The sequence below is a fragment of the Nocardia sp. Root136 genome, assembly GCF_001427185.1.
GTDB lineage: Bacteria > Actinomycetota > Actinomycetes > Mycobacteriales > Mycobacteriaceae > Nocardia > Nocardia salmonicida.
Map to the genome: position 1 here is coordinate 417,758 of NZ_LMFE01000011.1, position 12,868 is coordinate 430,625.

The following is a 12,868-nucleotide window of genomic DNA, read 5'->3' on the forward strand; positions in this document are numbered from 1 at the left end:
ACATCGGGCACACAGTGCCGATTACAGCAAAACCCGAACAACGCGACCGGGATTGATCGTATTGTTCGGGTTTTGTTCAGCGAATTTTGTTCAGTACATCAGTTCCAGTCGCCGAGACCGTCACCCGCACTGAGGGTTCCGCCCTGGGTACCGGTGATGACCACGGCGTCACCGCGGCGCGAGTTCTCCAGGAACCACTTCGCGTCCTCGGTGCTCACATTGAGGCAGCCGTGGCTGGCGTTGGAATAGCCCTGCTGCGCGACCGACCACGGTGCGGCGTGGACGAAGATGCCGCTGTTGGAGATGCGGGTGGCGTATTCGACCTCGAGCTTGTAGCCCTCGGGGTCGGTGACCGGCACGCCGTAGGTGGACGAGTCCATCGTCATCTTCTCGAGCCGCTCACCCACGATGTAGGTGCCGTTGGGGGTCTCGTGACCGGTCTTGCCGAGCGAGGTCGGCATCTCGCGCACGACCTCACCGTTGATCGTCACGACGATCATCTTGGTGGCGTCGTCGACGGTGGCGACGAACGCGTCACCGATGTGGAACGCGCTGGTGGTGCCACCCGCGGCCACGGTCACGTTGGTGTTGGCGGGCCAGAACTCGGCGGGCTTCCAGCGGACCTGCTTGCTGGAGGTCCAGTAGAAGTAGCCCGGCGCGTTTGTGCTCGAGGTGACCTTGATGGCCCGCTCGGCGGCCGCGCGGTCCTCGACCGGCTCCTGGAAGGTGATGATGATCGGCTGCGCGACGCCGACGGTCTCGCCGTCGGCGATGTTGATGTTCGGCGGCGCGAACGGCGCGGGCTGCGCGGGCTCGTTCACCGCGGGCTGGCTCGAACCGGCGCCGAAGCCCGGCAGAGTCGGCTGAGCCTGCGCGGGCACGGCGATCAGTGCGCCGGTCGCCGCGATCGCCGCCGACAGCAGCAGACCCCGGCGGAGCCAGTGCGATTGCCGCATATTTGCCTCGTAGTGCATAGGTTTCTCGTCCATTCCATCTCTCGTTCCGCGTGCGGCGGCCCGAGATCTACTCATTGACGCTTTTTCTCATTGACGCAGAGGCCGCAACGGGTCTCTACGGGGTAACGACGTCCCCGACCCAGACCCTCCATTACTACCCGCACCAGGTGACCGGGTGCCAGCCGTGTTGCGCGGTGATAACAGGGTGGCAACTATGTGCCGTGGGTCACATAACGTGCTGTTATTCATCGGCTTTCGTCAAACGCCGCGCTCACAGCGGCGAGTCGATGGCAGTGCGTGCGAACAGCCGGGAAGCACAGGGGTGTGAGTCTCAAACGTCACGTGAGGCAGATCACCCGATGCGTGTGAAGTGGATCGCTCGATCCGGCGCGGTCGCGAGATTGCGCGGCACCGTGCGTGGTCGCCCACCGAGCGCCAGCGACGGCTCGAGGGCCAACCTGACCTCGGTCAGCAGTGTCGCCAGCACGATCCGCAGCTCGTAGTCGGCCAGCGTCGCGCCGATGCAACGACGGTGGCCGCCGCCGAACGGCGCGAACTCGAACGGGGTGACCGCGCGGCCGAGGAATCGGTCGGGGTGGAACAGGTGCGGCGCCGGCCAGGTGGACGGCTGGCTGTGCAGGACGCCGACGGCAAGGCCGATGGTGGCGCCCGCGGCCACGTCGACTCCGCGCCAGCGCAACGGCTCCTTCACCGTGCGCAGCACGATCGGCACCGGCGGGTGCAGGCGCAGGGTTTCCTGGCAGACGGCGTCGAGCAGCGGTAGTCGGGCCTGTTCGGCGGGGTCGTCGCCCGCGGTGGGCAGCTCGGCGAGCACGCGATCGAGCAGGCCGGGTTCGCGGTGCAGGTGATAGAGAGCCCAGGTGAGCGTGGTCGCGGTGGTTTCGTGGCCCGCGACGAGCAGGGTGCGTAGCTGGTCGCACAGTTCGGGGTCGGTGGGCGCGGTGCCGTCGTCGTAGCGCAGGGCGAGGAGTAGATCGAGCAGGTCGCCGTCGGACGGGCCGGTGCGGCGGCGCCGGGTGATGTCGGCCGTGATCAGCTCGTCCAGTCGCTCCCGATTCGCGGTGAACCGCTCCCACGGACCGAAACCGCCCATGCCGTGGCGCAATACGGGCGCCACCATCAGCGGGGTGGTGAACGCGGCGAGGAAATCGGTGACCGGAGGGCCGTATTCGGCCGCGCGATCGGAATCGGAACCGAACACCGCGGCGAGGATGACGCGCAGGGTGATGGCGCGCGCGGCCGTGAGCGCATCGATCCGAGTGCCGAGTTGCCAGGGACCACCTGCGCCACACCGGATTTCGTGCAGTGCGGCATCCCGGATCACCTTCCCCAACAACCGCATCCGAGCGCCGTGCAACGCCGGCGCCAGCAGCGCGCGATCCGTGCGATGCCGCGTCCCGGAACTGAGAATCAGCGACGCGGCCCCGACCATCGGCTCGATCGGATTGGGTCGAGGCGGCTCGAGCAGCGCGACGGGCGCCCGGAACAATTCGCGCGCGCCCTCGGCCGTTCCGGTGAACAGCACGGGCGGAAACCCGGGGAACCCGACCGCGAACGGATCACTGCGCGCCCCGCGTCGTCGCAGGTAGCCCTCGAAATCCCGCCCCGCGGCGACGCCGTGCAGCAGCGAAAGGCGCGGCGCGGCGGGCGCGGGGCTCAGCGAACTCATGTCCTTTACTACGGCGGACTCCTCCCGGCGGTTCGATCAGCGACGCGCCGCGCGTACGGTCCCCTGCGCGATCGCCGCCAGCTTGGCCAGCCGCGCGTCACCGAGCGCCGTGACGGCCCCACCCAGCCGGTTGGTGACGAACGCGATCGACATCCCCAGATCAGGATCGGCGTAGGCGCCCGACCCGCCGACGCCGTAGTGGCCGAAGGCATTTCGCGGCTGCTGCTTGGTCATCAGCACCGGCCGGTGGTAGCCGAGAGTGAACCGCAGCGGTAGTCCGAGGACATAGTCGCGGCTGCTGGTCTGCTGGGTCCGGTTGATCGTCTCGATCGTCTCCGGCCGCAGGAACCGCACCTCACCCACCTGGCCGCCATTGGCGAGCGCCCCGTACATCCTGGCCAGCGCCCGTGCCGAGAACACGCCATTCCAGCCGGGCATCACCGCATCGTGCACCCGCGGATCGCGGACGAGTTCGTCGAAACTCTCCGGCATGCCCGCCTCGGCGAGCCCGCGCGCGGGCCGAACCCACGACAACACCGACGACGCGGTGTTCCAGCGGATCCCCGGCGGCGCCAGGTGCGGAAAGATCTTCGCGATCCGGTGTCGCTGGCCCGGCGGTACCTGGAACCAGAACTCGTCGATACCCAACGGCTGGGCCACTTCTCGGCGCAGTACCTCGGTGAAGGGCTCACCGGTCACCCGCTGCACGATCTCGGCGACCAACCAGCCGAAGGTGATCGCGTGATAGCCCGAGGTGCGGATGCGGCGCGGGTCGGCGGGGCTCTCGGCGAGGGCGGTCACCACCGCGTCGTAGTCGAGAATGCCCTCGCGGCCGGGGACAAGGCCGCGTACCCGATGCAGGCCCGCGCGATGGGACAGCACGTCACGCACGGTGATGTCGTCTTTGCCGTGTGCCCCGAACTCCGGCCAGTAGGTGGTCACCGGCTCCTCGTAGTCGATGAGCCCGCGCTCGGCCACCCGGTGCAGCACGGTGGCGGCGACGCCCTTGCCGGTGGAGAAGGTGAGCGCGATGTTCTCGCCGGTCCAGCGCAGATCCTTGGCCGCCCAGCCCGCCCAGATATCGACCACCGGGCGCCCGTCCAGATAGATGGCCAGCGCACCGCCACCACGACTGGGCTGGGAGAACATCCCGAAGAAATGATCGGCGAGGCGGATGAAGCGCGGATCGACCACCATCTGCCGTGGGGCCGCGAAATCGCCGACCGGCGCCGGGTTACTACTCACGATGTGCGTGGACTACTCGGACGGCCTCGCCTCGGAAACACCATGGCTACCTCCTGATACGCGATCGGGGGCCCCGCTCCGCACTCGGCGACCGGAATCCCAAGGGTATCGCAGGCAAGACCCGCCGGGTTGGAGTCGACGGGGGTAGCTCCGGTGGTGTATTCACAGTAGGTGTTTGCAGATTTGCCAATCGGCCGGCTCGTCGGCGCGATCGCCATCACCGTGACCGCGTTCGTCTCGACCGGTTGCGGAGGCACCATCGACGGCCACGCGCAGCCGGCGATCGATGTCGTCCCCGCGACGAGCAGTGCGACTCCGACCACCAAGCCGGGCAAGACCACCGGCAAACCCACCGCGAGCAAGCCGGCGCCCACGTCGAGCAAGGGCGGCAAGACCGACTTCCAGGCCAATATCGGCGATTGCGTGTCGCTCGGCGGCACCGTCGACGACGCGACCATCGAGAAGGCCGCGTGCGGTAGCCGCTCGTCGAACTACAAGGTGATCGGCAAGGCCAAGAACAGCAACGGCTGTGTCGGCGACCGCGACAACTTCTACGCCGAGACGCTCAACGGCATCGAGACCGGCGCGCTGTGCCTCGACATCGACTGGGTCATCGGCGGCTGCATCGACGTGGGCGGCGACGAACCCAAGCGCATCGACTGCAACGCGGGCGGGACCGAACCGGTCAAGGTGATCACGATCAACAAGAACTCCGACAGTGTCGACGACTGCCCCGACGCCGCCGATTCGGGCTTCAAGTACGCCGAGCGACGCGTCGTCGTCTGCGTGGAGAGCCTGTAGTCCGACGAACGACGTGCGTGGCGGCTAGTTTGGAGTCGTGCCACAGACGGTTCGGCTGAACTCGGCATCGGGTCGGTGGATTCTGCTCGCCACCATCCTCGGCTCGTCGATGGCGTCGCTGGACGCCACCGTGGTCTCCGTGGCGCTGCCACGCATCGGTGAATCGCTGCACACCGATGTCGCCGGGTTGCAGTGGACCGTCAACGGATACACCCTCACCCTCGCCTCGTTCATCCTGCTCGGCGGTTCGCTCGGTGACCGGCTCGGTCGCCGTCGCGTCTTCGTCTGGGGGATCGTCGGATTCGCGATCACCTCGCTGCTGTGCGCGGCCGCGGTGAATATCGAGATGCTGGTCGGCGCGCGGTTGCTGCAGGGCGTGGCGGGCGCGCTGCTCACACCGGGGAGTCTGGCGCTGATCTCGGCATCGATCGATCGGCGCGATCAGGGCAGCGCGATCGGACTGTGGTCCGGGCTCGGCGGGGTGGCCGGCGCGTTCGGGCCGTTGCTCGGCGGTGGATTGATCGATCTGGTCGGCTGGCGGGCGATCTTCCTGCTCAATGTGCCGCTCGCGCTGGTGGTCGCCGTCGTCACGCTCAGATACGTGCCGGAGAGTCGTGATCCGCAGGCGCCCGCGCGGATCGACATACCGGGAGCGGTGATCGTCGCGCTCGCGCTCGGCGCCCTCACCCTGGGACTCATCGATTCGCGGGTCGTGCTGACGACGGTCGGCGTGGTCGCGCTGGTGTGTTTCGTGCTGGTGGAACTGCGCAGCCCGAATCCGCTGGTACCGCCCTCGCTGTTCCGTTCGCGGATGTTCACGGCGGCGAATCTGGTGACGTTGCTCGTGTACGCCGCGCTCGGCGGCGTCTTCTTCCTGCTGGTTCTGCAATTGCAGCTGGTCGCCGGCTACTCGCCGATGGCGTCGGGCGCCGCGGGCTTGCCTGTCACGCTGCTGATGCTGGTGCTCTCGGCGCCCGCGGGACGGTGGGCGCAGCGCCACGGGCCGCGGATTCCGATGACGATCGGTCCGCTGCTGGCCGCGGGCGGGGTGTTCGCGCTGCAACGGATCGGACCCGGCGCGGACTATGTCACCGATGTGCTGCCCGGCGTGTTCGTCTTCGGGCTGGGGCTTTCGGTGCTGGTGGCGCCGTTGACGGGCGCGGTGCTCGCGGCGGTGCGCGAGGGCGAGGCGGGTATCGCGTCGGGCGTGAACAACGCCGTCGCGCGCACGGCGCAGCTACTCGCCGTGGCGGCGTTGCCCGGTCTGGCCGGGTTGTCCGGTGCGTTCGACGACCCCGTCGCCTTCGCCGCGGGGTTCGACACCGCGATGCGCTGGTGCGCACTGCTGTTGCTGATCGGCGCGGGCATCGCAGCGGTGCTGCTCCGGGTGCCGCGTCAGGCGCCGCAGCTCGAACGCGTCGACTGCCTGCCGCACTGCGCGGGCGCCGACGGCCCCGCGCTCGCACCGAAATCGGCTGCCGTACAAGACGTATAGAAAAGGAGCGGGTCGCGTGGACAACCACGCGACCCGCTCGACATCCGGGGAGTACAGGCGAGGGACTAGATCGGGCGGTAACCCGAACCCACGCCGCCGCGGCCGTTCATGTCGTCCATGATCGAGTTCATATTGGTGCCGACCTCGGGTCCGACGCAGGCCAGGGCCAGATAGGCGTTGACCATGCCGACCAGGGTCGAGCCGACGACGACCGGCGCGCCGGAATCGCCTTCGACCACGCACATCTGCGACCAGGTCTCGGTATTGGTCGCGAAGACGTCACCCCAGGTGATGCCGCAGGTATTGCCGGTGGTCCGGCCTTCCTTACAGACGATCGTGGGGAACTGAGCGGGTCCGCCGACGCCGGTGATGGTGACGTTGCCGATCCGGTTGACCGGGGTGATCCGGCCCGGCGTGAACTGGATGACCGCGTAGTCGAGTTCGGAGTTGCTGTACACGAAACGGCCGATCTCGCCGTAGCCTCGATCCGCCTCGGCGCTGACCGTCGCGCCCGCGTCGCCGCAATGGCCCGCGGTCAGGCCGACCAGCCTGCCCGCGCCGTCGTAGCCGACCGTGGTGACTGTGCACTCGAACGCGTTGTCGATCACGATGCCGGAGCCGCCGCCGATCACCGGGGGGCCTGCTTGCGCGTTGGCCGCGCCGGTGCCGAGCAGTGCTGCACCGAGGGCGAGGGCGAAGGCGGTGTTGGCCACCTTGGCGAGTTTGCTGAACATGTCCCTCCAGATGTCGGAAGCTCGCACGATATCAATACGGTCTGTCTATCGTGCCTGTATTCGATCCCGGGCGCGCCCTCGGACCGGTGTGTTTGCCGCCGAGTCGTACAACCCTTCCCGAGTGGTTGTCATAGCGATTCCCTATTGGAATCGTGTCGCAGCGCGTCGTTCGTGTTTCTCGCGTGATGTGTTCGGATAATTCGGCGTGGAGTTCGTTATTAATGACAAACTTCCGCAATATTTCTTTACCGCGACCGCCGGTACTGGGAAACCATGTAGGAAAAGGCCTCCGAGCGTAATCTCCGGAACCCTGGAATTATGGGCTGTAGGGTCCGGCATGGCAGGTCTCATAGCCGTTTCGGACAGTGACCTCTATCTATGACAGCGCTCACATGTCGGTGATGTGTTCTGCGCTACTCCGTAGTAAGGTGCGTCAAGCAAACAAGTCGCCGGAGCGTTGAGGGTCCGGCGTCGAGAGGGGTTATGGCAGTGCAGTCGACCGAGAGTCCGCCCACACGTTCACGAGTCAGCGAGGCTGTCGACTGGACGAAGGGCCTTTGGGACGACCACCCGAAGAAGTCGCTGGAAACCTTCGGTCGACAGATCACGATGGGTATCGAAGCGATCACGGAGTTGTTCGTCGCGATCTTCCGTCGGCGTTTTCCTTTCGATGAGTTCGTCCGGCAGTCCGCCTTCATGGCCAGCGTCGCCGCGGCGCCGACGCTGCTGGTGGCCATCCCCATCGCGGTGATCGTCTCGATCCAGGTCGGCGCGGTCGCGGGTCAGGTCGGTGCCACCTCGTTCATCGGTGCGGCCAACGGCCTCGGCATCATCCAGCAGGGCGCCCCACTGGTCACCGCGCTGATGATCGCGGGCGCCGTCGGTTCGGCCATCTGCGCCGACCTCGGCTCACGCACCATCCGTGAAGAGATCGACGCGATGAAGGTCATGGGCGTCGACCCGCTTCGCCGCCTGGTGGCTCCCCGCCTCGGCAGTGCGATGCTGGTCAGCTTCCTGCTCTGCGGCTTCGTCGTCTTCGTCGGCTTCCTCACCGGCTACATGTTCAACATCTTCGCCCAGGGTGGTACGCCCGGCTCCTACATGAGCACCTTCGCCTCGTTCGCGGTGACCCGCGACCTCGCGGTGGCGCTGTTGAAGTCGGTCCTGTTCGGTCTGATCGCCTCGATCATCGCCTGCGACTGCGGCCTCAATGCGCGCGGCGGCCCCGGCGGTGTCGCCAACGCGGTGAACTCCGCGGTGGTCAGCTCCACCGTCATGCTGCTCGGTGTCAACGTGGCGATCACCCAGATCTACGCCGCCGTCTTCCCCCCACAGGTGGTCTGAGCCATGTCATCTACTTACGTACCTCCGCTACTGCGGCCGATCCGGTCGCTGCAGAAGGCCAGCAAGGCGCCCGGCGACCTGCTCGCCCGCCTCGGCCATCAGGTCTTCTTCTTCCTGCGTTCGGTCGGCTCCATCCCACTGGCCTTCAAGCAGTACCCGAAGGAGGTCTGGCGTCTGCTCACCGACGTCACCTGGGGTAACGGCAATATCGTCGTCGGTGGCGGCACCATCGGCGTCATCCTGATCATCAGCGCCTTCGGCGGCATGACGGTGGCCATTCAGGGCCACACCTCGCTGAACCTGCTCGGGTTGAGCCCCATCACCGGCGCGATCTCGGCCTTCGCCACCACCCGCGAGCTCGGCCCGCTGCTGGCGGCATTGGCCTTCGCCGCTCAGGCGGGGTGTCGATTCACCGCACAGCTGGGCGCGATGCGCATCTCCGAAGAGATCGACGCACTCGAGTCGATCGCCATCCGCCCGCTGCCCTACCTGGTCAGTACCAGGATGATGGCCGCGGTGATGGCGATCGTGCCGCTGTACGCCGTCGGTCTGACAACCGCGTACCTGGCCTGCTCGGTCACCGTGCAGTTGATCGGAGGTACCGCGGCAGGCACCTACTCGCACTACTTCTTCCAATTCCTGGTGCCGACGGACGTGCTCTACTCGCTGCTCAAGGTGATCATCTTCGTCATGATCACGACGTTCATCCAGTGCTACTACGGCTTCTTCGCCTCGGGCGGTCCCGAAGGCGTCGGCGTGGCGGCCGGCCGCGCGATCAAGATGTGCATCATCCTGGTCGTGTTCGCCGACCTCGTCATGACATTGGCGATCTGGGGCATCAACCCCGGCATCAGGATCTCGGGGTAAGGGCGCGATGATCATCGATCCGAGTGGGCGCGGTCCCACCATGAAGCAGTTGTACGTGGCAGGTGCCGCCGGTTTGATCGTCTTCGCGATCATTCTGGGTTTCCTGACAGCCAGGTACCAGGGCTACTTCGTACCCAAGGTCAACGTGGTCGCGAACCTGTCGACCACCGGCGACGGTCTGCCGTCGGACGCCGATGTGAAGTTCCGCGGCGTGCTCGTCGGCGTTGTGAAGAACGTCGACATCGGCGAGAGCGCCGAGCAGAAGGTGAACATCGAGCTCAAGCCCGAGTTCGCCGACGGCATTCCGAACACCGTCACCGCGCGCGTCGTGCCCTCCAACCTGTTCGCGGTCACCTCCGTGGAGCTGGTCTACAACGGTGCGAACAGCCAGCACCTGAAGGAGGGTTCGCAGATTCCCGAGGACCGCAGCCAGGGCACGATCGCGCTGCAGGACACGCTCACCACGGTGCGCGACATCCTCGACGAGGTCGACCCGGTGCAGTTCGGTCGCGTGCTCGGCACGCTCACCCAGGCCCTCGACGGCAGCGGCCGGGTTCCCGGCTCGACCATCCAGCGCCTCGACCACTGGCTGACCACGGTCGCCGACGCGGGCCCGAACCTGGGCGGCATGCTGGACAACTTCTCCGACTCCGCGCACGCGCTGAACCAGTCGGCGCCGGAACTGCTCGATGTGCTCGGCTCCTCGGTGCAGACCGCGAACACCATCGCCACCAAACGCGAACAGCTGATCGCGCTGCTGGCCGGTGCGAGCGCCACCACCGATCGGGTGAACGACCTGTTCGCGTCGAACCCCGACGTGGGCAAGGAAGTCACGGTCGGCATGAACGCCACCCTGGGTGCGCTGGCCGCCGACCCCGCGTCGATCACCAAGACCTTCCAGGTCTTCGGTCCCTCGCTGGCCCAGCTCAACACCACCTTCCACGGTGGCCCGAGCGGCAAGCAGATGGTCTGGAACGCCGGCATCACGTTGACGCCGTACCAGCCCAACACCGTCGCCGATTGCCCGCGCTACGGCGATCTGCTCGGACCGAGCTGCTTCACCGCACCGGCCGAGGTCTCCCTGCCGCCGATTCCGGAGAACCTGCGTCCGCGCAGGCTCGACTCGGCCGCCGGCCTCCCGCCGTTGGTGTCGATCCCGGGCATGCCCGACATCCCGGGTCTGACCAGTCCCGGCGTCTCGCCGATGCACACGGCCAACGGCACCGAGATCAAGCCGTTCCAGGGCACGCCGCTCGAGGGACTCGTCCCGTCGATCCAGGTTCCGGGTCTGCCCGGTCTGCTCGGTGGTACGCCCGCTCCCCCGGCCGCACCGGCCTCGGCGCCCGCTCCGGCGACGGTGCCTGCCGCCACACCGATCTCCTACTCCGGTGACGCGGCGATGACTCAGCTGCTCGGTCGCAAGCCGAACGCGTCCGAATATCTGCTGCTCGGTCCGATTTTGAAGGGCGGAACCCTGCAAGTGTCCGAAAACGGGGGTGGCGCATGAGTATCCGTAAGCCACTGATCGGGTTCAGTATCTTCGCGCTCGTCTCACTGCTCGTCACCGTGGTCGTGTGGAACACACTGGCTCGCACGGTCGACGGTGACACCCGCAAGTACACCGCGATCTTCACCGATGTTCTCGGGCTGCGGCCCGGCGACGATGTCCGGATGGCCGGCGTGCGCGTCGGCAAGGTCGAGAAAATCGAGCTCGACGGCAAGAACGACGCCAAGGTGTCGTTCATCGTGCAGAGCGACCAGACCCTGTTCAACGACACCAAGGCGCTGGTCAGGTACCAGAACCTGATCGGTCAGCGCTACGTGGCGCTGACTCCGGGCGCGACGCCGAGCCCGGAGGCGCTCAAGAGCGGGTCCACCATTCCGCTCGACCGCACCGAGCCCTCGTTCGATATCTCGGCCCTGCTCAACGGTTTCCAGCCGCTGTTCCAGGCGCTCGAGCCCGCCGAGGTCAACGCGATGTCGGAGACCCTGATCCAGGCGCTGCAGGGCGACGGGGTTTCGCTGTCGGCGTTCATCATCCAGGCTGCCCAGCTCGCCACTGATTTCCAGCGTCGCGACGCGATCCTGTCGGACGTGATCACCAACCTGTCCGGTGTGATGGCCGGGTTGGCAAAGCGAGGGGACGAATTGGAGACCCTGATTACTCAGACCAGGGCGCTGATCGGCGGGCTCTACGACCAGGGACAGTCGCTGCAGGCTTCCACGGTCACCCTCGCCGATTCGACGACCGCGCTGGTCGGGATGATGACCAAGATCCAGCCGAAGCTGGCGGCGACCCAGAACTCGACCACCGCGGCGCTGAATCTGTTGCTCGCCAACGGCGCCAAGCTCGACCAGGTCGCGATCGACATGCCTTCGATGCTCGCCGACCTCGGCCGGATGACGTCGGAAGGCACTCACGCCAACGCCTACCTGTGTGGCCTGGACGTCTCGCTGTACGGGGTGCTCTTCCCGCGCGGTCTGTTCAGCCAGATCGGTGGCAACAGCCATTCCGAGGTGTGCAGATGAGCAAGATCAAGTCGGCTTTCGCCGGCAACCGCAACTTCTGGCTGGGTGTGATCGGTGCGCTGTGCATCGTGTTGCTGCTGGTCGGTTCGAGCATCTTCCAGTTCATCGGGCTCGGAAAACAGTCCATCGACGCGGAGTTCGTGCAGGCCGCCGGCATCAAGACCGGCGACAAGGTCGCGGTCTCCGGTGTGCAGGTCGGCACGGTCTCCGGCGCCAAGATCGAGGGCGATCACGTGGTGGTCACCCTCGACGTGGACAGCTCGCTCAAGCTCGGTCCCGACGCGCACGCCGCGATCAAGATGGCGACCCTGCTCGGCGCGCGCTACGTCGACCTTCAGCCCGGCGACGGATCGGGCCTGAAGGACAAGACGATCCCGCGCAACAACACCGACGTGCCGTACAACATCGCCGATGTGGTGCAGGTCGGTACGCCGAAGTTCGAGGCGCTCGACACCAAGAAGCTCGCCGCCTCGCTCAACACCATCAACTCCCAGCTCGGCGATTCGCCGGAGCTGGTGGCGCAGGCGCTCGACAGCGTCGGCGCGGTCGCGAAGGTGGTCGATCAGCGCAAGGGTGAGGTCGACAGCCTGCTCAAGGACCTCAACCGGGTCACGCAGCTGCTCGCCGACAACCGCAACTCGATCCTGCTCGTCATCACCCAGGGCGAGGCCATCGCCAACCGGGTGATGGAGCGGCAGAGTCTGCTGCGCCAGCTGCTCGACAATGTCGCCACGCTGACCCGTCAGCTGGAGGAGATCGGCGCTCAGAACGGTGACCAGTTCGGCGGCACCATCAGCCAGCTCAACACCATGGCCGAGGGCCTGCAGAAGAACAAGGACAATCTCGACAAGCTGCTGCAGATCGGACAGCCGACGGCGCGTTACTTCAACAACGCCCTCGGCAACGGCAACTACGGCTCGGTCGCGCTGCCGTGGTTGTTCCCCGACAACTGGCTGTGCTTCGTTCAGGTGATCCAGGGGTGCCAAGGATGAAACTGACCAACAAACTCCGCATCGCGCGGACGATGATGATCGCCACCACCGCGCTGGCCCTCGGTAGCTGCTCGCTGCTGCCGAGCCAGTTCGACGACGCGCTCGGCCGCTCGACCAAGATCACCGCCGACTTCGAGAACATCGCGGGCATGTACGAGGGCAACGAGATCATGGTCCTCGGCCTCGCGGTGGGCAAGGTCGACAAGATCGTGCCC

The 12,868-nt window shown here is 66.6% G+C and carries 11 protein-coding genes and 1 pseudogene; 8 read left to right on the plus strand and 4 right to left on the minus strand.

What is annotated here, in order from left to right:
- Positions 1-98: 98 nt before the first annotated feature.
- The 3 genes from ASD42_RS29550 to ASD42_RS29560 form a co-directional block, all read right to left on the minus strand.
- Complete coding sequence (locus ASD42_RS29550; protein WP_235569876.1) at positions 99-989, minus strand: L,D-transpeptidase; 891 nt, start codon at positions 987-989, stop codon at positions 99-101.
- 319 nt (positions 990-1,308) lie between these two features.
- Positions 1,309-2,646: a cytochrome P450 gene (locus tag ASD42_RS29555; RefSeq protein ID WP_056822694.1), complete on the minus strand. Its 1,338-nt coding sequence runs from the start codon at positions 2,644-2,646 to the stop codon at positions 1,309-1,311.
- Positions 2,647-2,682: 36 nt separating this feature from the next.
- Positions 2,683-3,843 carry a serine hydrolase domain-containing protein gene (locus ASD42_RS29560; RefSeq protein ID WP_056822695.1) on the minus strand — a complete coding sequence of 387 codons (1,161 nt, stop codon included), beginning with the start codon at positions 3,841-3,843 and terminating at the stop codon, positions 2,683-2,685.
- 231 nt (positions 3,844-4,074) lie between these two features.
- On the opposite strand from ASD42_RS29560, the gene lppU reads away from it, so the two are divergent.
- Together lppU and ASD42_RS29570 are read left to right on the plus strand one after the other, a co-directional pair.
- Positions 4,075-4,692: an LppU family putative lipoprotein gene (lppU, locus tag ASD42_RS29565; RefSeq protein WP_063816339.1), complete on the plus strand. Its 618-nt coding sequence runs from the start codon at positions 4,075-4,077 to the stop codon at positions 4,690-4,692.
- Between the two features lie 37 nt (positions 4,693-4,729).
- Positions 4,730-6,187 carry an MFS transporter gene (locus ASD42_RS29570; protein WP_056822700.1) on the plus strand — a complete coding sequence of 486 codons (1,458 nt, stop codon included), beginning with the start codon at positions 4,730-4,732 and terminating at the stop codon, positions 6,185-6,187.
- Between the two features lie 65 nt (positions 6,188-6,252).
- Here ASD42_RS29570 and ASD42_RS29575 read toward each other — a convergent pair whose 3' ends face one another.
- Entirely contained in the window at positions 6,253-6,921 is a 669-nt protein-coding gene (locus tag ASD42_RS29575; RefSeq protein WP_056822702.1) for a S1 family peptidase, read from the minus strand.
- A 483-nt stretch (positions 6,922-7,404) separates the two neighbouring features.
- Between ASD42_RS29575 and ASD42_RS29580 the strand changes: the two genes are divergently transcribed.
- From ASD42_RS29580 to ASD42_RS34990, 6 genes and pseudogenes are all read left to right on the plus strand, one after another.
- Positions 7,405-8,265, plus strand: a complete 861-nt coding sequence (locus tag ASD42_RS29580; protein ID WP_371852065.1) for an MlaE family ABC transporter permease — start codon at positions 7,405-7,407, stop codon at positions 8,263-8,265.
- Positions 8,266-8,268: 3 nt separating this feature from the next.
- Complete coding sequence (locus tag ASD42_RS29585) at positions 8,269-9,132, plus strand: MlaE family ABC transporter permease (protein WP_056822703.1); 864 nt, start codon at positions 8,269-8,271, stop codon at positions 9,130-9,132.
- 7 nt (positions 9,133-9,139) lie between these two features.
- The gene (locus ASD42_RS29590) at positions 9,140-10,639 is read left to right on the plus strand and encodes an MlaD family protein (protein ID WP_056822705.1); all 1,500 of its coding nucleotides are present in this window, start codon (positions 9,140-9,142) and stop codon (positions 10,637-10,639) included.
- Positions 10,636-11,661 carry an MCE family protein gene (locus ASD42_RS29595; RefSeq protein ID WP_056822708.1) on the plus strand — a complete coding sequence of 342 codons (1,026 nt, stop codon included), beginning with the start codon at positions 10,636-10,638 and terminating at the stop codon, positions 11,659-11,661. Before ASD42_RS29590 ends, ASD42_RS29595 begins: the two co-directional genes overlap by 4 nt.
- Positions 11,658-12,653, plus strand: a complete 996-nt coding sequence (locus ASD42_RS29600) for an MCE family protein (RefSeq protein WP_056822710.1) — start codon at positions 11,658-11,660, stop codon at positions 12,651-12,653. Before ASD42_RS29595 ends, ASD42_RS29600 begins: the two co-directional genes overlap by 4 nt.
- Positions 12,650-12,868 (plus strand): annotated as a pseudogene (locus ASD42_RS34990) (mammalian cell entry protein); the annotation flags it as partial. The gene ASD42_RS29600 and the pseudogene ASD42_RS34990, both read left to right, overlap by 4 nt.

Bases quoted from the DNA above. Each gene is read 5' to 3' on its own strand.
- ASD42_RS29550 (WP_235569876.1), bottom strand. From the start codon at position 989: ATGGACGAGAAACCTATGCACTACGAGGCAAATATGCGGCAATCGCAC.
- ASD42_RS29580 (WP_371852065.1), top strand. From the start codon at position 7,405: ATGGCAGTGCAGTCGACCGAGAGTCCGCCCACACGTTCACGAGTCAGC.
- ASD42_RS29595 (WP_056822708.1), top strand. From the start codon at position 10,636: ATGAGTATCCGTAAGCCACTGATCGGGTTCAGTATCTTCGCGCTCGTC.
- ASD42_RS29575 (WP_056822702.1), bottom strand. From the start codon at position 6,921: ATGTTCAGCAAACTCGCCAAGGTGGCCAACACCGCCTTCGCCCTCGCC.
- ASD42_RS29560 (WP_056822695.1), bottom strand. From the start codon at position 3,843: ATGGTGGTCGATCCGCGCTTCATCCGCCTCGCCGATCATTTCTTCGGG.
- ASD42_RS29555 (WP_056822694.1), bottom strand. From the start codon at position 2,646: ATGAGTTCGCTGAGCCCCGCGCCCGCCGCGCCGCGCCTTTCGCTGCTG.
- ASD42_RS29585 (WP_056822703.1), top strand. From the start codon at position 8,269: ATGTCATCTACTTACGTACCTCCGCTACTGCGGCCGATCCGGTCGCTG.
- ASD42_RS29600 (WP_056822710.1), top strand. From the start codon at position 11,658: ATGAGCAAGATCAAGTCGGCTTTCGCCGGCAACCGCAACTTCTGGCTG.
- ASD42_RS29590 (WP_056822705.1), top strand. From the start codon at position 9,140: ATGATCATCGATCCGAGTGGGCGCGGTCCCACCATGAAGCAGTTGTAC.